The organism is Pseudonocardia sp. ICBG601, from assembly GCF_020496245.1.
In genome coordinates this window covers 636,914-657,684 of sequence record NZ_JAHLJA010000148.1, presented here as the reverse complement: position 1 = coordinate 657,684, position 20,771 = coordinate 636,914, and the positions used below count along the sequence as shown (strand labels likewise).

Sequence of the window (20,771 nt, the reverse complement as noted above, 5' to 3'; positions counted from 1 at the left end):
CCGATGTGCCGGGGACCCGTTCCGGCGAGGCTCGACGGCATGATCACCGCACGCCGGACCGGCGGCCCGCCCCGCCGCGGCCCCGCCGCCATCGCCCTGCTCGTCGTGCTGGTCGCGGCCCTGGTCGGCGGCTGCACGGCCCCGGCCGCGCCGGCCCCCGACCCGGCCCCGCGGCCGGCCGTCCCGACCGCCCCGCTCACCCCCGCCGACGTCGACGCCTGGCTGGACGGCCTCGTCCCCGCCGCGCTCGACCGGACCGGGATCGCCGGGGCCGCGGTCACCGTCGTCCGCGACGGGCAGGTCCTCACCACCCGCGGCTACGGCTCGGCCGGACCGGGCAGGCCGGTCGACCCCGACCGGACGCTGTTCCGGGTCGGGTCGGTGTCGAAGGTGGCCACCGCGGTCGCCGTGCTGCAGCTCGCCGACCGCGGCCTGGTCGACCTCGACGCCGACGTCCGCCGCTACCTCGACATCGACGTGCCGATGCCCCGCGGCCCGGTGACCCTGCGGAACCTGCTGAGCCACACCGCGGGCTTCGAGGAGCAGATCCGCGGCCTCATCCGCACCGCGCCGGGTGGTCCGTCGCTGCGGGAGTTCCTCGCCACCGACCCGCCCGAGCAGGTCGGCACCCCCGGCACCGTGCCGTCGTACTCCAACTACGGCTACGGCCTGGCCGGGCACGTCGTCGAGCGGGTCACCGGGGAGCCCTTCGAGCGCTACGTGCAGCGCGAGGTGCTCGACCGTGCCGGCATGACGACCGCGACCTTCGACCAGCCGCTGCCCGCGGCCGCCGCCGGGGCGATGTCGGAGGGCTACACCAGTGTCGACGCCCCGCCGGCGCCGTTCGAGATCGTCAGCCCGGCCCCGGCCGGGTCGCTCAGCGCGTCGGCCACCGACATGGGCCGGTTCGCCTCCGCCCTGCTCGGCGCGCCGGGCTCGACCCCGCTGCTCTCCCCCGCCGCGTGGGCGCTGATGCAGCGCCCGGCGCTGGGCCCGGACACCCTCGGCGCGCTCGCCGACGGCCCGCGGATGACACCCGGCCTGTTCGACGAGAGCCGCAACGGCCACCTCGTCCTCGGCCACGGCGGCGACACCCAGTGGTTCCACTCGCACCTGCAGCTCTACCCGGCCGAGCGGATCGGCGTGTTCGTCACGACGAACAGCAGCGGTCGCGGCGGCGCGGACACCCTGGAGCTGCGGCGCGCGGTGACCGAGGGGTTCACCGACCGCTACCTGCCCGGCACGGCGGGCCCGGCGCCCGCCCCGGACGCCGGCACCCCGGCCCGGGCGGCCGCGATCGCGGGCACCTACGAGTCGGCCCGCCGGTCGGCGAGCACCTTCATGGGGGCGATGAACCTGTTGGGGCAGATGCGGGTGGCGGCCCGCCCGGACGGCACGCTGCTGGTCTCGCCCGCCCCGAACGACGTCCGCCCGGCCGCCTACGCCGAGGTCCGGCCCGGGCTGTGGCGGGAGGTCGGTGGCCAGCGGCTGCTGACCGTGCGCACCGACGCCGACGGCCGGGTCACCGCGCTGGGCCACGACGCGGCGTTCACCGAGCTGCCGGTCGGCCCGCTGCGCGACGCGGCGCTGCTCGGCACGGTGCTGGCCGGCTCGGTCGTGGTGCTGCTCGGCGCGCTGGTCGCCTGGCCCGCGGGGGCGCTGTGGCGGCGCCGGTACGGCGTGGTCGTCGCGGCGCGGCCGCGGACCGACCGGGTCCTGCACGGCCTCACCCGGGCCGCGGCGGCGGCCGCGCTCGTCGCCCTCACGGGCTGGGTGGTCTCGGTGCTCGCGATCGCGTCGCTGGGCGACGTGCCGCTCCCGGTGCTGCGCGGGCTCCAGGTGCTCCAGTGGATCGGGCTGGCGGGCGTGCCCGTCGCGGCGGCCGGGGTGGTCACCGCGCTGCGCGCCCGGGCCGGCGCATGGCCGGTGACCGGCCGGGTGCTGCTGCTGGTCGCGCTGGCCGGCGTCGCGGTGGTGGCGGTCGTGGCGGGCCTGCTGCTGCCGAGCCTCACCTACTGAGCCCTACGATCACCCCACCCGAGGCCGGAGACCCCATGCACCCGCACCCCGAACCGCCGCCCCGCACGGGCGCGGAACGGCTCGACGCCCGGCTCACCGCGCTCGGCCTGGCCGGACCGCGACGCCGCGACGCCGCCCTGGCCGTGCTCGTCGCGGCCGGGACGCTCGCGGTGGTCGCCCCGGTGGTGCTGGCACCGGGACCGGCCGCGGAGCTGGGCCTCGCGCCGGGCACGGCGGCGCTGGCACTGGGGGTGGTGACCGTGCAGAACCTGCTGCTGGCGCTGCGCCGCACCGCCCCGGCGGCCTGCCTGGCGCTGACGGTCGGGCTGGAGCTGGTGAACGTCGTCCTGCTGCCGGTGGGCGCGGCACTGCGCGGCCCCGCGACGGCGGTCGCCGCCGGCACCTGCGGGTCCCGGCTCCCGACGTGGCGGGCCGGGGTGCTGGTCGGGGTCGCGGCGGTCGTCGAGACGGCCGTGGTGCTCACCGGGATCGCGGTCCGCCCGTCCGGCGACGCGCTGTTCGGCGCGACCGGGCTGGTCGTCGCCCAGGTGCTGTCGGCGGTCCTGGTCTACGGCGGCCCGCTGCTGCTGGGCGTGTACCTGCGGACCCGGCGTCGCTACGCCGAGCTCGACCGGGTGCACACCGCCGGTGTCGTCGCGGCGTACCGGGAACGGGCGGACGCCGCCGTCGCCCGGGAGCGGGCCCGGATGGCCCGCGAGCTGCACGACGTCGCCGCCCACCACCTGTCGGCGATGGTGGTGCAGGCCGCGGTGGTCGAGCGGCTGGTGGACCGGGACCCGGACGAGGCGCGCCGGACGGCGTCCCGGCTGCGGGAGCAGGGTCGCCGCACCCTGCACGACCTGCGTCTGGTGGTCGGGGCGCTGCGGGAGCCGGGCGCGGGCGGTGCCGAGGCCGACGCCCCGGTCCCCGGTCTCGCCGAGCTCGACGGGCTCGTGGAACAGGCCCGGGAGCTGGGCGGGCCGGTGGAGCTGGTCCGGCGCGGGGACCCGGGCGAGCCGTCCCCGGTCGCCGACGTCACCTGCTACCGGGTGGCGCAGGAGGCACTGGCCAACGCCCGTGAGCACGCCCCCGGCGCCCCGGTCCGGGTGACCGTGACCCACGCCGACGGCCGGGTCGCCGTCGAGGTGGTGAACGGGCCCGCACGCGGCACCCCGGCACCGTCCGCGGGTGCCCCGGGTACCCGCGGGTTCGGGCTGGCCGGGATGCGCGAGCGGGCGCAGCTGGTCGGCGGGACGTTCGAGGCGGGCCGGACCGGCGACGACGGCTGGCGGGTCCGCCTGGTCGTCCCGCACGATCCCGGCCCGGAGACCGGAGGGGGACGCGCGTGATCAGGGTGGTGCTGGCCGACGACCAGGCGGTGGTCCGGGCCGGGTTCCGGATGTTCCTGGAGCTGGCCGGTGACGTCGAGGTCGTCGGCGAGGCGTCGAGCGGGCCGGAGGCCGTCGCGCTGGTGCGCGCGCACCGGCCCGACGTGGTCTGCATGGACGTCCGGATGCCCGGCGGCAACGGGCTCGTCGCGACCCGGGAGATCACCGGCCTCGACGACCTGGTCCCGGCGGTCCTCGTCGTCACCACCTTCGACCTCGACGACTACGTGTTCGGCGCGCTGGAGGCGGGCGCGAGCGGGTTCGTCCTGAAGGACACCCACCCCGACGACCTCGTGGACGCCGTCCGCCGCCTCGCCCGCGGCGACGGGCTGATCGACCAGACCGTCACCCGCCGGGTGATCGCCGAGTTCGCGCGTCGCCGCCCGGCCCCGGACGCCGCACCGGACGGCGGGGTCGCCCCGCTGACACCGCGCGAGACCGAGATCGTGCGGATGCTGGCCCGCGGGCTGTCCAACGCCGAGATCGCCGACGAGCTGGTCGTCGAGACGTCCACGGTCAAGTCGCACCTGGGCCGGGCGATGGCGAAGATCGGGACGCGGGACCGGCTGCAGACCGTGGTGTGGGCCTACCGGACCGGCGTCGCCGCTCCCGGTTGACGGCCCGGACGGCTAGCGTCCGCGTCATGGCACAGCACGAGGTGAGCAGGTTCGGGCACGTCGACCCCGACGGGCTCCCGCCGGACCTGGCGGAGCGGATCGGCGCGATCGCGGAGCGGTCGGGGTTCGTCCCGAACGTGTTCCGCGCACTGGGGCGGCGCCCGCGGGAGCTGCGGGCGTTCCTGGACTACCACGACGCGCTGATGGACTCCGACGACGGACTGTCCAAGGCCGAGCGCGAGCTGGTCGTCGTCGCCACCTCGGGGGCGAACAACTGCACCTACTGCGTCGTCGCGCACGGCGCGATCCTCCGGGTCCGCTACAAGGACCCGGAGATCGCCGAGCGCGTCGCGACCAACCCCTACGCCGTCGAGCTGTCGGAGCGCGAGCGCGCGATCGTCGACCTGGCCCTGCTGGTCGCCCGGAACTCCGAGGCGCTCACCGAGGCCGACCTCGACGACGCCCGCGCCGCGGGGCTGTCCGAGGACGAGATCTGGGACGTCGGCGCGATCACCGCGCTGTTCGCGATGTCGAACCGGCTCGCGCACCTGACCGCGCTGCGCCCGAACCCGGAGTTCTTCCTGATGGGGCGCATCCCCCGCAGCTGAGGGCCCGGTCCGCCGCCGCGGCCGGTGTTCCCGGAACGCCCTGCCCGGGTTCCGGGAACGACGGCCCGGCGGCCGGGGACCGGCCTAGGGTCCGGCGCGGCGGACCGCGTGGGCGGCTGCCGGAGGGAGGACGACGGTGTCCCACGGGATCCTGACCCGCGAGCAGCTCGGCCACCTGCGGCACTGGGACAACCTGTCCCGGCAGCTGCCCAACGACTGGTCGCTGATGCACGGCAAGGGCGTCAGCCAGGACGACTTCGGCGGCTACCGCTTCCAGCTCGCCTACATGGTCTACGGGCTCGCCCTCACCCACCGGCACCGGCTGCCCGCGGCGCCCGGCCTGTTCGCCCCCACGATCCGCCGGCTGGTCGAGAAGCTGCTCGAGCCCGAGGTGTGGCTCTACTGGCGCGACGTCTCGCGCGGCGGCTCGGTGTTCAACGCCCACCTCTCCGACGGCTACACCGAGCAGTGGGACCCGGTGGTCCGGGACAACATCATGTACTCGGCGTACGTGCAGTCCTGCGCCACGCTGCACGACCAGCTCTTCGGCTCGGACCACTTCGCCGCCCCCGGCTCGCTCACCTTCCGGCACTGGTCGTTCTTCTGGGGCGGGGAGGAGAAGCGGTTCGCCTACGACCGGGACTCGCTGACCGAGCACCTGTACTGGCAGATGGTCGAGACCGGCTACCTCGGCGTCGCGTGCGAGCCGAACTGCGTGTTCCAGATCTGCAACCAGCCCGCGATCCTCGGGTTCCGGCTGCACGACCAGATCACCGGCGGCACCCGCGCCGACGAGGTCGTGGCCGGCTACGAGAAGGCGTGGGCCGACTTCGGCCGTCTCGACGAGGGCGGCCACTACGCCATGATGATCTCCGAGGACACCCGTGAGGTGCGGCCCAACGACCTCCCCTCGCCCTGGGCCGACGCGTGGTGCGGCGCGCTGATGAACACCTGGAACGGCGACTTCGTGCGCCGGCACTACCGGCGGCAGGTCGCCGACTTCCTCGAACCCGGTCCCGACGGCACGTTCTCGGTGCCCTCCGCGCCCGCCCGTCAGGTCATGGGACAGGAGATCGTGTCCGACACCTGCGACTTCGGCTGGGTCGCGGCCTGGGCCTCGGAGATGGGCGACCGGGAGACCCTCGACGGCCTGCTCGCCCACGCCGACCGGTTCATGGCCCCGACCGAGCGCGACGGCGGCCTGTACTACCCGCGCAACGACACACCCCACGACGCCGACGGGCGGCGCACCGAGATCGAGCCGATGACCGGCAACGTCCTGCTCGGCTACGCGCGGCTCAACGTCGAGGACGGCCTGCGGGGCCTCTACCGCGACCCCTGGCCGGCCGGGCACCACGACGCGCCCCGGCTCGCCGAGGTGGACCGCGACGTCGAGGTCAGCCGGGCCGAGGTCGTCGACGGCGTGCTGCACGCCCGCCTGCGCCGCGACCGGAGCGTCCCCGGCGGGGGCACCGTGACCCTCGCCGGCCTCGCACCCGGGACCCGGCTGCGCCTGGACGGCACCGAGGTCACCCCGCGCACCCCGTCGGTGCTGGCGGTGCCGGACGGCGCGGCGGTCGACCTGGTGGCCGCGCCGTGACCGCGCCGCCGATCCGCGCGACCTACTCGCTGGTGGACCACCACGGCGTCCCGGTCACCGAGGCGACCTACCGTGGGCGCTGGCAGCTGGTCCGGTTCGGGTTCACCGCGTGCCGGGTGGTCTGCCCCCGCGCACTCGACCTGCTCGACGACGTGCTCGACCGGCTGGGCGCGGCGGCCGCCGAGCTGGTCCCGCTGTACGTGACCGTCGACCCCGGCCGGGACACCCCGGACCGGCTGCGGAGCCACCTCGCGGCCACCCACCCCCGGTTCACCGGACTCACCGGGACCGCGGAGCAGACCGGCGACGCGGCGGCGGCCTTCCGCGTCTTCACCCGCCGCCGCGACACCCCGGACGGCTACGACGTGCAGCACACCGCGATGACCTACCTGCTCGACCCCGCCGCCGTCCCGGCCCGGTTCTGGCCGGACACCCGGGACGCGGCGTCGATCGCCGCCGACCTGGCGGCCGTACTCACGGCCGCGGGGACCCGACCTGCCGGTCGGACGCCCCCGGACGGCCCCACGCCCCCGGGGTGACCCCGTAGCGGCGCCGGAAGGCCCGGGTGAACGTGGTCGTGTCGGCGAACCCGCACCGCGCGGCGACGGCGGCGACCGTCGGGCGGTGCTCCCCGTCGAGCAGCCGGACGGCCCGCCGCAGACGCTCCTCGCGCAGGAACGTGGCGGGTGGCGGCCGGCCCGCGTCGGCGAACACCCGTGTCACGTAGCGGCCGGAGACCCCGAACCGCCGGGCGACGGCGTCGACGGACAGGCCGGGGTCGGTGAGGTGGTCCAGGACGAACCGTTGCATCGTCGCGGCGAGGGCGACCGGGCCGGTCGGGAGCGCCTCGGTGCCGTCGAGCGAGCCGAGCAGGGCGTCGAGCATCTGCAGCACCGCCGACGACATCCGGGCGGCCGGCACCGGGTCCAGGCCGTCGGCGGTCTGCTCGAGCGTGGCGAGGGTGGCGGCCAGTACGCGCAGTGCCGGTGTCGAGGCCGGGATCGTGCGCGCGAGTGCCGCGGCGACGGCCGCCCCGTCGAGCTCCGCGCACTCCTCCGTCACCTGGAGGGTGAGGCAGGTGGTCGGCTGCTCGCACACCAGCGACAGCCGGTCGCGGCTGCGGTACAGCACGGCCTCCCCGGCGACGGCCCGGGCGACCCGCCCCGCCTGCGACACGCGTACCGAGCCGCTGCCCTGGATCGAGAGGAACAGCGTGTCCGGCGCGTCGTCGAGCGACCCGGAGCGGGTCATGCGGCACGGGTCGGCGGTGATCCGGGAGACGTCCAGGCGGGCGTCGAGCCCGCGCCCGACGAGCTCGCCGCGGAAGGCCGCGGGCCGCCCGCCCGGTGGCTGCACCCGGAGTGGGACGAAGCCGGTCTCGGCGATCGCGCTCCACTCGTCGAAGGAGGAGGCCGTCGCGGAGTACATCCCGCGATGCTAACTCCGCGACGCCCCCCCGGACCGTCGCCTCAGAGCACCTTCGACAGGAACGCGCGGGTGCGCTCCTCCTGCGGGTCGGAGAGCACCGCGCGCGGGTCGCCGGACTCGACGATCCGGCCGTCGTCCATGAACACCAGCGCGTCGCCGACCTCGCGGGCGAAGCCCATCTCGTGGGTCACGACGATCATCGTCATGCCCTCGCGGGCCAGCTCGCGCATCACGTCGAGCACCTCGCCGACCAGCTCCGGGTCGAGCGCCGAGGTCGGCTCGTCGAACAGCATCAGCTTCGGCTGCATGGCCAGTGCCCTGGCGATCGCCACGCGCTGCTGCTGCCCGCCGGACAGCTGCGCCGGGTAGGCGTCGGCCCGGTCGGCCAGCCCGACCCGGCCGAGCAGCTCCACGGCCCGCTTCCGTGCGGTCGCGCGGGACTCCCGGCGGACGACGACCGGCGCCTCCATCACGTTCTCCGCCGCGGTGCGGTGCGGGAACAGGTTGAAGCGCTGGAACACCATGCCGATCTCGCGGCGCTGCCTGCCGAGCGCGGAGTCGCGCAGCCGGTACAGCTTCCCGTTCTCCTCGCGCAGCCCCATGAGCTCGCCGCCCACCCACAGCCGCCCGGTGTCGATCGTCTCGAGGTGGTTGATGCAGCGCAGCAGCGTGGACTTGCCCGAGCCCGACGGCCCGATCACGCAGCAGACCTGCCCGGGCTCGACGACGAGGTCGACGCCGCGGAGCACCTCGACGTCGCCGAAGCTCTTGCCGACCGTCTCGGCCCGGACCATCGGGGTCACGAGGTCTTCCCTCCCGTCCGGAACGAGAACAGCCGCACCAGCGGGGTCGCCTCGGTGACGGCACCGGCGACACCGCGGCCGTAGCGGCGTTCGATGACCCGCTGACCGGCGGTGAGCAGCGAGGTCAGCAGCAGGTACCAGGCCGCGGCCACGATCAGCAGCGGGATGGTCTGGAAGTTCGTCGAGTAGATCCGCTGCACCGAGGTGAGCAGCTCGGTGTAGCCGATGACGACGACCAGCGACGTCGTCTTCAGCATGCCGATGGTCTCGTTGCCGGTCGGCGGGATGATCACCCGCATCGCCTGCGGGAGCACCACCCGACGCAGCGTCTGCGCGCGGGTCATGCCGAGCGCCCCGGCGGCCTCGCTCTGGCCCTGGTCGACCGACTGGATGCCGCCGCGCACGATCTCGGCCATGTAGGCGGCCTCGTTCAGCCCGAGGCCCAGCAGGCACGCCAGGAACGGCGTGATCAGCGAGTTCGTGTCGAACACGACGAACTCCGGGCCGAACGGGACGCCCAGCGACAGGTTCGGGTAGAGCGCCGACAGGAAGCTCCAGAACAGCAGCTGCGCGATCAGCGGGGTGCCGCGGAACAGCCACAGGTACACCCCGGCCACCCCGGAGAGCACCGGGTTCGGCGACAGCCGCATGACGGCCAGTCCGACGCCGCCGACGATGCCGATCAGCATCGACAGCACGGTCAGCACCAGGGTGTTGGCGAGCCCGTTGAGCACCGGTGCGGAGAACAGGTACTGCGCGACGACCGGCCAGCCGAAGTTCTCGTTGGTCAGCAGCGTGTTGACCAGCATCGCGCCGAGGACCGCGAGCACCGCGATCGCGACCCACCGTCCGGGGTGCCGGACGGCGACCGCGTCGCGGGGCTCGGGTCGGGCGCCGGTGGTCGCCGGCTCAGCCACCGTTGATCGAGGACGTGGCGATGGCGCCGTTGGCGACGTTCCACTTGTCGAGGATCTTCTTGTAGGTGCCGTCGTCGATCAGCGACTGGACGGCGCCCTGCACGGCCTGGGCGTACTGGCCGTCGTTCTTCTTCAGCGCGACGCCGTACGGGGCGGTGTCGTAGGGCTGCCCGACGACCTCGACGGCGCCGTTCGTGGTGGTCTGTGCGTAGGCCGCGACCGGGGAGTCGGCGAGCATCGCGACGATCCGGTTCGAGTTCAGCGCGAGCGTCACGTCGGTCTGGGCCTGCAGCTCGGTCACCTGGATGGCCGGCTTGCCCTCGTCGGTGCACTTCTTGGTGCGGGCCTGCACGTCCTCGACCTGCACGGTGCCCTGCTGGACGCCGACGGCCTTGCCGCAGAGGTCGTTCGGGTCGATCCCGTCCGGGTTGCCCTTGCGGGTGGCGAGGCTGGTGCCCGCGGAGAAGTAGCCGACCATGTCGAGCACCTTGGTGCGCTCGTCGTTGATGGTGAACGACGAGATGCCGGCCTCGTAGCGGCCGCCGGTGATGCCCGGGATGATCCCGGAGAACTGGCTCTGCTCGAACTTCGCGGTCAGCCCCAGCTTCTGGGCGATGGCGTTGCCGAGGTCGACCTCCATCCCGATGATCGTGGTGCCGTCGGGCGCGGTGAACTCGTTCGGCGGGTAGGTCGGGTCGGTGCCGACGACCCACGTGCCGTCCTGCCGCACCTCGGCCGGCACCATCGCCGCGAGCCGGTCGTCCTTGGCGACGGCCGGGATCGGCGCGTCGGTGCCGGTGGCCTCGGCGGAGCCGCCTCCCCCGCTGCCGTCGCCGCCGGCCCCACAGCCGGTCAGGACCAGTGCGGTCAGTGCGGACAGTGCGATCCCGGTCAGGGAGCGGACGCTGCGGGTCCTCGCGGTCGTCATGCGGTTGCCTTCCAGGTGAGGCGGGGTCGAACGGCGGGGATCCTGCCACTTACCGGCGGGTCACCGCCGCACGCACGACCGATCCGTTACGTGCTCGTCGCACGCCGGTGGAACGCCGCGCCGGTCCGTGCCCGTTCGCCTACTGTTGGTGCGACGACCGAGTGCCGCGGGATCGACGCGGTGCCGCACCGTCACGGAGGTCCTCGAAGATGTCGCTGTTCCGCAGACTCACCGTCCTGGCAGGAGCGGTCGAGGCCGCCCGCCGCTACGCCCGGTCCAACCCGGACAAGGCGGGCAAGGCCCTCGACTCCGCCGCCCAGTTCGTCGACAAGCAGACCAAGGGCAAGTACACGAACCAGATCGCCGGGGCCGCCCGCAAGGCGAAGGACGTCGCGGGCATCCCGCAGCCCGGCTACGGCTACGGCGCGCCGGGCACCACTCCGCCCGCCCCGGGCCGCCCGGCCGCCGGGAACCCGCCGTACCCGGCGGGCGGTGCGGACGCGCCGACGCAGCGCACCCCGCAGCAGCCCCCGGCGTTCCCGCCGCCGAACCCGGAGCGTCCGCACGGCGCCTGACCCGCTCCCGCGGCGGTCCCGGCCGGGTGCCGGGACCGTCGTATGTGGACGTCCGACGGTCCGTCGTCCACCCGTCGACCTGCGGGGCACCGGTTCTCCTCGGGGCCGGTGACGTGCCAGGATCGGTGGTGACGCGCCTGCGCGTCCCGGGTCCGCACCACCCGCACGGGCCCGGAGCCGACGCTCCCGGGCGTGACCCCGCCCGGTGCGACCGAGGAGGTCTGCCGTGGACGTACCCCAGGCGTGGATACCGACCGATCCGCGGTCGCGGCCCAGCCACGACCAGGTCGTCGCCGGGCTGAAGGGCGTCGACGAGGGCGGGCCGGAGCTCGTCCAGCTGCTCACCCCCGAGGGCGAGCGGGTGCCCGACGAGCGTTTCGACCGCTACGCCGCCGACATCACCGCCGAGGACCTGCAGTCGCTCTACCGCGACCTCGTCCTGGTCCGGCGGGCCGACCGCGAGGGCAACTCCCTGCAGCGTCAGGGCGAGCTCGGCCTCTGGGTGCCGCTGCTCGGCCAGGAGGCCGCGCAGGTCGGCTCCGGCCGCGCGCTCGCGCCCGAGGACATGTGCTTCCCCAGCTACCGCGAGCACGGCGTCGCCTGGTGCCGCGGGGTCGACCCGACCGAGCTGCTCGGCATCTTCCGCGGCACCGACCACGGCACCTGGGACCCGGTCGCGACCCGGTTCCACCCGTACACGATCGTCATCGGCAACCAGTGCCTCAACGCCGCCGGCTACGCGATGGGCCAGCGCTTCGAGTCGAAGGTCGGCGACCGGGACACCGGTGAGGCCACCATCTGCTATTTCGGCGACGGCGCCACCAGCCAGGGCGACGTCCACGAGGGCTTCGTCTGGGCCGCCGCCTACGACGCGCCGCTGGTCTTCTTCTGCCAGAACAACCAGTGGGCGATCTCGGTGCCGGCCGAGCGCCAGACCCGGGTGCCGCTCTACCAGCGCGCCCGCGGCTACGGCTTCCCCGGCGTCCGGGTGGACGGCAACGACGTCCTCGCCTGCCTCGCCGTCACCCGCTGGGCGCTCGACGAGTGCCGCACCGGCAACGGCCCGGTGCTGATCGAGGCGTTCACCTACCGGATGGACTCCCACACCACCTCCGACGACGCGACCCGCTACCGGCTCGCCGACGAGGTCGAGCTGTGGAAGCTCAAGGACCCGATCGAGCGGGTCCGGGTGCACCTGGCCCGGCGGCACGGCGTCGGCGCCGACTTCTTCGACGCCGTCGAGGCCGAGGCGGACGCGCTGGGCGAACGGATGCGGGCGTTCTGCCGGGCGATGCCCCAGCCCGGCCCGGAGCGGATGTTCTCCCAGGTCTACGCCGAGGCGTCGCCGACGGTGGAGCGCCAGCGCGAGGAGTTCCTGGCCTACCACGCGTCGTTCGCGGACGAGGAGGGCTGAGCCGTGCCGACCACGATGGCGAAGGCGCTCAACGACGGCCTGCGTGCCGCGATGGAGCGCGACCCCAAGGTGCTGGTCATGGGTGAGGACGTCGGCCGGCTCGGCGGCGTCTTCCGCATCACCGACGGGCTGCAGAAGGACTTCGGCGAGCAGCGCGTGCTCGACACCCCGCTGTCGGAGTCCGGGATCATCGGCGCCGCGATCGGGCTCGCGGTGCGCGGGTTCCGCCCGGTCTGCGAGATCCAGTTCGACGGGTTCGTCTTCCCCGGCTACGACCAGATCGTGTCCCAGCTGGCGAAGCTGCGGTACCGGACGCAGGGCCGGGTTCCGGTGCCGGTCGTCGTCCGGATCCCCTACGGCGGCGGGATCGGTGCCGTCGAGCACCACTCCGAGTCGCCCGAGTCGCTGTTCGCGCACGTCGCGGGCCTGAAGGTGGTCACCTGCTCGACCCCGTCGGACGCGCACTGGATGATCCAGCAGGCGATCCTCTCCGACGACCCGGTGATCTTCTTCGAGCCGAAGCGCCGGTACTGGGAGAAGGGCGAGCTCGACGGCGCCGACCTGGCGTCGGCGTACCCGCTGCACGCGTCGCGGGTGGTGCGGCCGGGCTCGACGCTGACCGTCGCCACCTACGGGCCGATGGTGCGGACCTGCCTCGACGCGGCCGCAGCGGCCGCCGAGGAGGGCCGCGAGCTCGAGGTGGTCGACCTGCGGTCGCTGTCCCCGCTCGACCTCGGCCCGGTCGCGGACTCGGTGCGACGCACCGGACGGCTGGTCGTGGTGTCCGAGGCGCCCGCGGAGTCGTCGGTGACCTCCGAGGTCGCCGCCCGGATCCAGCAGGAGTGCTTCTTCTCGCTGGAGGCGCCGGTGCTGCGCGTGACCGGTTTCGACACGCCCTACCCGCCGTCGCGGCTGGAGGACGAGTACCTGCCGGACCTGGACCGGGTGCTCGACGCCGTCGACCGTTCCCTGGCCTGGTGAGGACCGCACATGCGTGAGCACTTCAAGCTGCCCGACGTCGGCGAGGGGCTGACCGAGGCCGAGATCGTCACCTGGCGGGTGGCGCCCGGGGACACGGTCGCGGTGAACGACGTGATCGTGGAGATCGAGACGGCGAAGGCGGCCGTGGAGCTGCCCTCGCCGTGGGCCGGGACGGTCGGGGAGCTTCTGGCCGAGCCGGGCGCGACCGTCGCCGTCGGGACGCCGATCATCGCGATCGACACCGGTGGGGCAGCGCCCGACGCCGACGCCGTCGCCGACACCGGCGCGAAGATCGGTGAGGCGGGCAAGGACGGACGGATCGCGACGCTCGTCGGGTACGGGCCGCGGCAGGGCTCCGCCCGGCGACGGCCCCGGCGTGAGCCCACCGCCTCCGCTGCGCCCGCCGCCCCGTCCGGGTCGTTCGCGGCGGGGCACCCCGGCGCCGGTGGCTCCGGGGGCCCGGATTCACCGGGGCCGGGCGCGGCCCCCGTCCCGTCGCCCCAGCAGTCGCTCGGGTCGCCCGAGCAGGCCGCTCCCGGGACGTCCACCGGGGCCGACCCGGGGGCCGGGGGCTCCGACGGGCAGGCCGGGGGTTCCGACGGGCGGGCCGGGGGCGACGCGGTCGGACCGCGGGCCGCGCAGGTCCCGCTCGCCCCGCCGCCGGTCCGCCTGCTCGCACGGGAGCTGGGCGTCGACCTGCGGGCGGTGACGGGGACCGGGCGGGACGGCCGGATCACCCGGGAGGACGTGCACGCCGCCGCGTCGGGGGCCGGGGGTGCGGGCGCCGGACTCACGGGCGCCGGGCTCGCGGGGGCCGGGAACGGCGCTGCGGCCGACGGCCGGGGCGCCGGAGCGGGCGCTGCCGGGACGTCCGCTGCCGGGTCGCCGGTCGCCGGGGGCCTCGCCGCGGCGGGTGCCGCTGCCGGGGGGCTCGCCGGCGCCGCGACCTCGGGTGCCGCGCCGGACGACTCGGGCCCCGGCGATCCGGGGCCCGCCGCCGGGCGGGGCACCGCCGCCGCCCAGGGCGCGGCCGCCGGACCGGGTACCGCCGCGGGTCAGGGTGGGGCCGCCGGGCCTGGCTCCGCCGCCGGGCCGGGCACCGCCGCGGGTCAGGGTGCGGCCGCTGGACAGGGCGCTGCCGCTGGTCAGGGCACCGGGGCCGCCGGGGCTCCGGCCGGATCGGCCGTCGCCGCCGTGGCGGGCACGACCACCGCCCGGCCCACCGAGGACCGGCGCGAGCCCATCCGCGGCGTCCGCAGGGCCACCGCCGCGGCGATGGTCGCGAGCGCGTTCACCGCGCCGCACGTCACCGAGTTCCTCGACGTCGACGTCACCGAGATGATGGCCCTGCGCGACCGGCTGCGGGCCTCGCGCGAGTTCGCCGGGGTCAAGCTGACCCCGCTGGCGTTCGTCGCGAAGGCCGCCTGCCTCGCCGCCGCGCGGACCCCTGCGGTCAACGCCAGCTGGGACGAGCGCGCCGGCGAGATCGTCTACTACGCCCGCGTCCAGCTCGGCATCGCCGCCGCGACGCCGCGCGGGCTCGTCGTCCCCAAGATCCGCGACGCGGACACCCTCACTCTGCGCGGCATGGCCGACGCGCTCACGACGCTCACCGACACCGCCCGGGCGGGCCGGACCGCCCCGGCCGACCTGGTCGGGGGCACGTTCACGATCACCAACGTCGGCGTGCTCGGCGTCGACACCGGGACGCCGATCATCAACCCCGGCGAGGCCGCGATCCTCGCGGTCGGGTCGATCAAGCCCGCCCCCTGGGTCGTCGACGGCGAGCTGGCCGTGCGCACCGTGTGCCGGCTGGCGCTGTCGTTCGACCACCGCCTCGTCGACGGGGCCGAGGGCTCGCGGTTCCTCGCCGACGTCGGCGCGCTGCTGCACGACCCCGGGGTCGCCTTCACCTGGTGACCTGGGGAGATCATCCGAGGGCCCCGGGAGATCGATCCGGGGAATTCGGGCGATCCGGGAGCAGAACGGCGTGCCCGTGCGTTGTACGGGCATGCCGTTCGTGCTGCTCTACGTCGTGCTCGAGATCGTCGCGCTCGCCGGGCTGATCGCGTGGATCGGACTGGGCTGGACCCTGCTGGTCCTGCTCGCCGGGTCCGTGGTCGGACTCCTGCTCGCCCGCCGGGAGGGCGTCCGCGCCGCCCGCGCGCTCGCCACCGCGGTGCAGCGCGGGAAGCTGGCGCACGAGGAGGCGACCGACGGGCTGCTCGTCGCCGCCGGTGGCATCCTCATCTTCCTGCCGGGCCTGATCACCGACGTGCTCGGTCTCGCCCTGGTGTTCCCCCCGACGCGGGCCCTGGTCCAGCGTCGCATGGTGAACGCCGCCGAGCGGGCCGCACCGAGCCTGCGCACCGCGCGGATCCGCTACGGCGCCACCGTGGTCGAGGGCGAGACCGTCACCGAGCCGCGCACGGCGACCGCGTACCCGCGCATCACCGGCCCCGCCGCGGGCACCGGCCCGGTCGTCGACGGCGAGGTCGTGGACGGCCCCGACCGCACCTGACCCGTCACCGGGCCCCGCGATGCGTGGTCGCCCGGCGCACCCCGCACGCGGTCACCGCACCCCGTGCGGAGGGTGCGACGGCGGCACCAGGGGTGCGACGGCCGGGCGCGGCAGGTCCGGGACGGGGTGGTGGACGGCGGGAGCGTTCGGGGGTCGCCCCCGCCGTCCTTCTCACCAGCCGGGGCGCGCTCCTGCGAGCAGGCTGCGCAGGCTCTCCAGCCGTCGGCGACGCAGCGTGATCGGCTTCATCCGCAGCGTCGAGTGATGCATCCGGTCGGCGCGGTGCCGTCCGCGGTGTCGGCCCACAGCGCTCTCCTCCCGGGCGTAGTCACGTGCGACAGGGTGGTGCACGCCTCAGAGTGTCGCTGGTCAGCCGCGGTCGCGGAAGGTCACCGGGCGCGGGCCACCGGATCGTGACGACAACACTGTCATTCACCGGTCCCGCTCGCACGGTGCGTTCGCGGCGGACCGCACGAGCGACGCCGGAGCCGGCCCGGACGGGCATCGCGACCACGCTGGGTGACCGACGTCGTCGCTGGGCCGCCCGGGTGGCGGGGCCGCGACACGCCGTCGTCGTCTACGGAATTCCGAAGAGCGGCGGATACCGTCCTCGCATGGACCCGGTGCGCAACCCGTTCGCCCCCGGCGCCGGGCAGCGCCCGCCGGAGCTGGCCGGCCGGGACCGCGAGGTGGACGCCTTCGAGATCGTCCTGGAGCGGGTCTCCCGCGGTCGCCCGGAGCGGAGCCTGGTGCTCACCGGGCTGCGCGGCGTCGGCAAGACGGTCCTGCTCGGCGAGCTGCGCTCGATGGCGATGCACGCCGGCTGGGGCGCCGGGAAGATCGAGGCCCGCCCGGACGCCGACCTGCGCCGTCCGCTGTCCGCGGCGCTGCACCGCGCGATCCGCGACCTCGCCGTCCGGCACCGGGCGCCCGAGCGCATCGACGAGGTGCTGGGCGTGCTCAAGGCGTTCGCGCTGCGGTCGTCGCCGGAGGGCACCAAGCTGCGGGAGCGCTGGCAGCCCGGCATCGACGTCCCGGTGAAGAACGGGCGCGCGGACTCCGGGGACATCGAGATCGACCTCGTCGAGCTGTTCACCGAGGTCGCCGAGCTGGCCCAGGACGTCGGCTCCGGCATCGCGCTGCTGATCGACGAGATGCAGGACCTGCGGCCCGAGGACGTCTCCGCGCTCTGCGCCGCCTGCCACGAGCTGTCCCAGGCCCGGGTGCCGCTCGTCGTCGTCGGGGCGGGACTGCCGCACCTGCCTGCGGTGCTGTCGGCGTCGAAGTCCTACTCGGAGCGGCTGTTCAAGTACTCGCGGATCGACCGGCTGGACCGCAAGGACGCCGACTTCGCACTGATCGCCCCGGCCGAGCGCGAGGAGGCGACCTTCGACCAGGAGGCCCTCGACGACCTCTACGTCCGCTCGGGCGGCTACCCCTACTTCGTGCAGGCCTACGGCAAGGCCGCCTGGGACGCCGCGCCGACCAGCCCGATCGGCGTGAAGGACGTCGAGATGGCCGCCCCCGAGGCCGAGGCCGAGCTCGCGGTCGGCTTCTTCGGCTCGCGCTTCGAGCGGGCGACGCCCGCGGAGCGCGAGTACCTGCGGGCGATGGCCGAGCTGACCGACGGGGAGGACCACCCCGTCGAGACGTCGCTGGTGGCCAAGCACCTGGACCGGCGCGCGTCGTCGCTGTCCCCGGCGCGCGACAGCCTGCTCAAGAAGGGGCTGGTGTTCTCCGCCCAGCGCGGCCAGATCGCCTTCACCGTGCCGCACTTCGGGCGGTACCTGCTCGCCAACACCTGAGCCCCGCTGCTCCGGACGAGTGAAAACTGTTTGCGGTGTAACAGGTCGTCGTGTCGGCGCGAAACCCCTGCTGAGCCCCGCGGCGCCACCCGACCCCCGACTCGGTAGCGCCGCGGGGCGTTCCACGTTCGGGGCATGCTCTCGCCTGCGCCGGGCGCCGCCGGGGGCGTCAGGGGTCACCCGTAGCATCGGCCCGGTGGTCGAGCCCAAACTCGAGATCCAGATGCTCCATGACCGGGTCATGATCAAGAGGGTCGAGGGTTCCGGCGAGCGACGGAGCTCGGCCGGAATCGTGATCCCGGCAACCGCACAGGTCGCCAAGCGTCTGGTCTGGGGAGAGGTGGTCGGGGTGGGACAGCACGTGCGCACGGTGAAGGCCGGCGACCGCGTCCTGCTCGCCCCGGAGGACCAGTACGAGGTCGAGATCGCCGGCGTCGGGCATCTGGTCATGCGTGAGCGGGACCTGCACGCGGTGGCCTCCGAGGCCACCCAGCACGGGACCGGTCTCTACCTCTGAATCCCCGGGTCGCGCCGGTCCGCACGGACCCGCGGCCCACCCGGTTCGACAGCGGTGTCGACGCAGGCGACGACGCCGGTCTCGATGACAGAGTCGATGGCAGTGCGGAAAGGAAGTCCCACGTCATGCCCGAGCGCCCTCCCTCGTCCGACGACGCGGACGAGCAGCCGGTGACGTCCGCGCCGGAGCCGGGAGACCCGCAGAACGGCGACGCCGCCGGTGCCGGTCGCCCCGTGATGCCCGCCCGCCGTCCCTCGCCCGGTCCCGCCGCCCCCGCCGCGCCGCAGGGAACGCCCGCGCCGCAGGGCGCCACCGAGGTCCCGGCCGCCGAGGTGTCCGGTCCCGCCGACCCGGCCGAGGCCGCCGAGCAGGCGCCGCCGGAGTCCCCCGCGGCCCGCACCGTCGTCGGGCAGGCGACCACGGCGGACGGCCCGGCCGCGCCGTCGCCCGCCCCGCACCAGCCGTCCCCCGCGCCGCAGCGCCCGGACACCGGTGCCCCGCAGCAGCCCGGAACGCCGCCCCGCCCGGAGTCCGGCACGGCCGCCCCGCAGCCGTCCGGCGGCGCCCCGGCCCCCGCGGGCCCCGCCGCGCCGCAGCCCGGCCCCCGGCCGTCCGGCGCGCCGGACGCGACCCGCCCGGTCCCCGCCGCCCCCGAGGGGCAGGACCAGGACACCGTCCGCGTCGCCCCGCTCAGCGAGCAGCGCACCCAGGTCCTGCCCCGGGTCACCCCGGCCGCCGAGCAGACCGCCCGCATCCACACCGGCGGCCCGGGCGCGGGCACCGCGGTCCTCGGCGCCGGCGCGTTCGGTGCCGCGGGCGCGACCGGCCCCGCGGGCGCGACCGGTCCGGGTGGGCCGGGAGGCCCCGGTGGGCCCGGCGGCCCCGGTGGTGGCGACGGTGACGGGCACGGCGACGGCGAGGGCGGTGACGGCCCGCAGCGCAAGCGCCCGGTCGGCCTGATCGTCGCGGCCGCCGCGCTCGGCGTGCTCGTCCTCGGCTACGTCGGCGACCTCGCGCTCAGCTCCGGCAGCGTGCCGCGCGGCGTCGTCGTCGCCGGTCAGCAGATCGGCGGCATGTCGCGCGCCCAGGCCACCGAGACGCTGCAGACCGCGATCGAGCCCCGCTCCTCCGCGCCGGTGCCGGTCCAGGCCGGTGAGGTCCGCTCCGAGATCGACCCGAAGGCCGCGGGCCTGCAGGTCGACTACGCGCGCACCCTCGACGAGGCGGGCGAGCAGCCGCTGAACCCGATCACCCGGATCTCCTCGTTCTTCACCACCCGCGAGGTCGGGGTGGTCAACTCCGCCGACGACCGTGCCGTGCGCACCGCGCTGGAGCAGATGGCCCCGCTGGTCATGAAGGAGCCCAAGGAGGGCTCGGTCCAGTGGCAGGGCGTCACCCCGACCCCGGTCGCGCCGGAGCCGGGCCAGCAGCTCGACGTCGACGCGGCCGTCGGCGTCGTCGAGGAGCAGTGGGCCTCCGGCGAGCCGGTGCAGCTCCCGCTGATCGTCGAGCAGGCCGTCACCACCCCGGCCGACGTGCAGAAGGCCATCGACGAGGTCGCCAAGCCCGCCGTCGCCGGCCCGCTGACGATCACCGGAGAGGGTGCGAACGCGACCATCACCCCCGAGGACATCACCACCGCGCTCAGCTTCACCGCGGACCCGGAGGGCCCGGTGAAGCTGAAGCCGGTGATCGCGAACAAGACCCTCGAGGACGTCGCGCAGCCGCAGCTGGCGAGCACCGAGAAGCCCGGCGTCGACGCCCAGCTGGACTTCGCCGCGACCCCGCCGCGGGTCGTCCCGTCGCAGGACGGGCGCGGCATCGACTACGACGCGACCTTCGCGAACGTGCTGCCGATCCTCACCGGCCAGGGCGAGCGCACCGTCGCGGCGGTCTACGCGAACAAGCCGGCCGAGATCACCACGGCCGACCTGGAGTCGCTGGGCAACGCCACCGAGATCTCGACGTTCACCACCGGCGGGTTCGCCGCCGACTCGGGGCAGAACATCAAGCGCGCCGCCGAGGCCATCAACGGCCAGATCGTGCAGCCCGGCGAGACGTTCAGCCTCAACGGCGTCAGCAACCCCCGCAACGCCGCCAACGGCTATGTCGAGGCCGGCATCATCGAGGACGGCCACCCGGCGCGCGGCGTCGGCGGCGGTGTCTCCCAGCTCGCGACGACGCTGTACAACGCGTCGTACTTCGCCGGCATGACCGACGTCGAGCACAAGGAGCACAGCTACTACATCAGCCGCTACCCGGTGGCCCGCGAGGCGACGGTCTTCAACGACCTCATCGACGTCAAGTTCCGCAACGACGGCCCGACCGCCGTGCTGATCCGGACGACGTGGACGCCCAGCAACGTCACCGTCTCGTTCCTCGGCCAGAAGATGTACGAGGTCACCTCGGCGACCGGGCCGCGGACCAACCCGACCCAGCCGCAGGTCGTCAACATCCCGGCGGGGCAGCCGTGCAGCGCCAGCAAGGGCTCGCCGGGCTTCACCGCGACCGACACCCGGACCATGCGCAACATCCAGACCGGGGAGACGACCAGCAAGACGCGGACGGTCAAGTACAACCCTCAGCCGATCGTGCAGTGCGGCGGCTGATCCGGTGATCGTTCCCGCCAGGGGATGACGAGAGCCAGGTC

19 protein-coding genes are annotated in these 20,771 nt (G+C 75.0%); 14 read left to right on the top strand and 5 right to left on the bottom strand.

The annotated features are described in order from the left end of the window. Positions 1-39 precede the first annotated feature (39 nt). The 6 genes from KPL57_RS32275 to KPL57_RS32250 all read left to right on the top strand — a co-directional run bounded on the left by KPL57_RS32275 (position 40) and on the right by KPL57_RS32250 (position 6,771). Complete coding sequence (locus KPL57_RS32275) at positions 40-2,019, top strand: serine hydrolase domain-containing protein (RefSeq protein ID WP_226354410.1); 1,980 nt, start codon at positions 40-42, stop codon at positions 2,017-2,019. Between the two features lie 35 nt (positions 2,020-2,054). Next, the gene (locus KPL57_RS32270) at positions 2,055-3,368 is read left to right on the top strand and encodes a sensor histidine kinase (RefSeq protein ID WP_226354409.1); all 1,314 of its coding nucleotides are present in this window, start codon (positions 2,055-2,057) and stop codon (positions 3,366-3,368) included. Then, on the top strand, positions 3,365-4,024 hold the full coding sequence (locus KPL57_RS32265; RefSeq protein ID WP_226354408.1) for a response regulator transcription factor: 660 nt from the start codon (positions 3,365-3,367) through the stop codon (positions 4,022-4,024). Before KPL57_RS32270 ends, KPL57_RS32265 begins: the two co-directional genes overlap by 4 nt. Positions 4,025-4,050: 26 nt before the next feature. Then, on the top strand, positions 4,051-4,632 hold the full coding sequence (locus KPL57_RS32260; protein ID WP_226354407.1) for a peroxidase-related enzyme: 582 nt from the start codon (positions 4,051-4,053) through the stop codon (positions 4,630-4,632). Positions 4,633-4,768: 136 nt separating this feature from the next. After that, on the top strand, positions 4,769-6,232 hold the full coding sequence (locus KPL57_RS32255) for a hypothetical protein (RefSeq protein WP_226354406.1): 1,464 nt from the start codon (positions 4,769-4,771) through the stop codon (positions 6,230-6,232). Beyond that, positions 6,229-6,771 (top strand): SCO family protein, encoded by a 543-nt coding sequence (locus KPL57_RS32250; RefSeq protein ID WP_226354405.1) that lies wholly within the window; start codon positions 6,229-6,231, stop codon positions 6,769-6,771. Before KPL57_RS32255 ends, KPL57_RS32250 begins: the two co-directional genes overlap by 4 nt. On the opposite strand, the gene KPL57_RS32245 is transcribed toward KPL57_RS32250, so the two are convergent. The 4 genes from KPL57_RS32245 to KPL57_RS32230 are packed head-to-tail and all read right to left on the bottom strand — an operon-like array spanning position 6,707 to position 10,308. After that, complete coding sequence (locus KPL57_RS32245) at positions 6,707-7,660, bottom strand: AraC family transcriptional regulator (protein WP_226354404.1); 954 nt, start codon at positions 7,658-7,660, stop codon at positions 6,707-6,709. The two genes, KPL57_RS32250 and KPL57_RS32245, sit on opposite strands and share 65 nt — an antisense overlap. Positions 7,661-7,701: 41 nt before the next feature. Continuing rightward, complete coding sequence (locus tag KPL57_RS32240) at positions 7,702-8,454, bottom strand: amino acid ABC transporter ATP-binding protein (RefSeq protein ID WP_226356612.1); 753 nt, start codon at positions 8,452-8,454, stop codon at positions 7,702-7,704. 5 nt (positions 8,455-8,459) lie between these two features. After that, entirely contained in the window at positions 8,460-9,380 is a 921-nt protein-coding gene (locus KPL57_RS32235) for an amino acid ABC transporter permease (protein ID WP_226354403.1), read from the bottom strand. Next, entirely contained in the window at positions 9,373-10,308 is a 936-nt protein-coding gene (locus KPL57_RS32230) for an ABC transporter substrate-binding protein (protein ID WP_178373119.1), read from the bottom strand. The genes KPL57_RS32235 and KPL57_RS32230 overlap by 8 nt, the downstream gene beginning before the upstream one ends. 209 nt (positions 10,309-10,517) lie before the next feature. On the opposite strand from KPL57_RS32230, the gene KPL57_RS70470 reads away from it, so the two are divergent. From KPL57_RS70470 to KPL57_RS32200, 5 genes are all read left to right on the top strand, one after another. Continuing rightward, positions 10,518-10,883, top strand: a complete 366-nt coding sequence (locus KPL57_RS70470) for an antitoxin (RefSeq protein ID WP_308016865.1) — start codon at positions 10,518-10,520, stop codon at positions 10,881-10,883. A gap of 226 nt (positions 10,884-11,109) precedes the next feature. Beyond that, entirely contained in the window at positions 11,110-12,297 is a 1,188-nt protein-coding gene (gene pdhA, locus KPL57_RS32220; protein WP_226354402.1) for a pyruvate dehydrogenase (acetyl-transferring) E1 component subunit alpha, read from the top strand. 15 nt (positions 12,298-12,312) lie between these two features. Further along, positions 12,313-13,278 carry an alpha-ketoacid dehydrogenase subunit beta gene (locus KPL57_RS32215; protein ID WP_178373126.1) on the top strand — a complete coding sequence of 322 codons (966 nt, stop codon included), beginning with the start codon at positions 12,313-12,315 and terminating at the stop codon, positions 13,276-13,278. A 9-nt stretch (positions 13,279-13,287) separates the two neighbouring features. Then, positions 13,288-15,198 (top strand): dihydrolipoamide acetyltransferase family protein, encoded by a 1,911-nt coding sequence (locus KPL57_RS32205; protein WP_374203817.1) that lies wholly within the window; start codon positions 13,288-13,290, stop codon positions 15,196-15,198. 91 nt (positions 15,199-15,289) lie between these two features. Next, a complete protein-coding gene (locus tag KPL57_RS32200) occupies positions 15,290-15,799 on the top strand; it encodes an FxsA family protein (protein WP_226354401.1) in 510 nt (169 codons plus the stop codon). A gap of 171 nt (positions 15,800-15,970) precedes the next feature. Here KPL57_RS32200 and KPL57_RS32195 read toward each other — a convergent pair whose 3' ends face one another. Beyond that, positions 15,971-16,150 (bottom strand): hypothetical protein, encoded by a 180-nt coding sequence (locus KPL57_RS32195; protein WP_179761509.1) that lies wholly within the window; start codon positions 16,148-16,150, stop codon positions 15,971-15,973. A gap of 263 nt (positions 16,151-16,413) precedes the next feature. Here KPL57_RS32195 and KPL57_RS32190 point away from each other — a divergent pair, with 263 nt between their 5' ends. The 3 genes from KPL57_RS32190 to KPL57_RS32180 all read left to right on the top strand — a co-directional run bounded on the left by KPL57_RS32190 (position 16,414) and on the right by KPL57_RS32180 (position 20,730). After that, a complete protein-coding gene (locus KPL57_RS32190) occupies positions 16,414-17,604 on the top strand; it encodes an ATP-binding protein (protein WP_226354400.1) in 1,191 nt (396 codons plus the stop codon). 196 nt (positions 17,605-17,800) lie between these two features. After that, a complete protein-coding gene (locus tag KPL57_RS32185; protein WP_062398895.1) occupies positions 17,801-18,121 on the top strand; it encodes a co-chaperone GroES in 321 nt (106 codons plus the stop codon). Between the two features lie 125 nt (positions 18,122-18,246). Continuing rightward, positions 18,247-20,730 (top strand): VanW family protein, encoded by a 2,484-nt coding sequence (locus tag KPL57_RS32180; RefSeq protein WP_226354399.1) that lies wholly within the window; start codon positions 18,247-18,249, stop codon positions 20,728-20,730. Positions 20,731-20,771: the final 41 nt, after the last annotated feature.

What these genes read in the sequence shown, in the direction of transcription:
- KPL57_RS32275 (WP_226354410.1), top strand. Translation starts at nt 40, where the DNA reads ATGATCACCGCACGCCGGACCGGCGGCCCGCCCCGCCGCGGCCCCGCC.
- KPL57_RS32270 (WP_226354409.1), top strand. Translation starts at nt 2,055, where the DNA reads ATGCACCCGCACCCCGAACCGCCGCCCCGCACGGGCGCGGAACGGCTC.
- KPL57_RS32260 (WP_226354407.1), top strand. Translation starts at nt 4,051, where the DNA reads ATGGCACAGCACGAGGTGAGCAGGTTCGGGCACGTCGACCCCGACGGG.
- KPL57_RS32245 (WP_226354404.1), bottom strand. Translation starts at nt 7,660, where the DNA reads ATGTACTCCGCGACGGCCTCCTCCTTCGACGAGTGGAGCGCGATCGCC.
- KPL57_RS32240 (WP_226356612.1), bottom strand. Translation starts at nt 8,454, where the DNA reads ATGGTCCGGGCCGAGACGGTCGGCAAGAGCTTCGGCGACGTCGAGGTG.
- KPL57_RS32230 (WP_178373119.1), bottom strand. Translation starts at nt 10,308, where the DNA reads ATGACGACCGCGAGGACCCGCAGCGTCCGCTCCCTGACCGGGATCGCA.
- KPL57_RS70470 (WP_308016865.1), top strand. Translation starts at nt 10,518, where the DNA reads ATGTCGCTGTTCCGCAGACTCACCGTCCTGGCAGGAGCGGTCGAGGCC.
- KPL57_RS32215 (WP_178373126.1), top strand. Translation starts at nt 12,313, where the DNA reads ATGGCGAAGGCGCTCAACGACGGCCTGCGTGCCGCGATGGAGCGCGAC.
- KPL57_RS32205 (WP_374203817.1), top strand. Translation starts at nt 13,288, where the DNA reads ATGCGTGAGCACTTCAAGCTGCCCGACGTCGGCGAGGGGCTGACCGAG.
- KPL57_RS32200 (WP_226354401.1), top strand. Translation starts at nt 15,290, where the DNA reads ATGCCGTTCGTGCTGCTCTACGTCGTGCTCGAGATCGTCGCGCTCGCC.
- KPL57_RS32190 (WP_226354400.1), top strand. Translation starts at nt 16,414, where the DNA reads ATGGACCCGGTGCGCAACCCGTTCGCCCCCGGCGCCGGGCAGCGCCCG.
- KPL57_RS32180 (WP_226354399.1), top strand. Translation starts at nt 18,247, where the DNA reads ATGCCCGAGCGCCCTCCCTCGTCCGACGACGCGGACGAGCAGCCGGTG.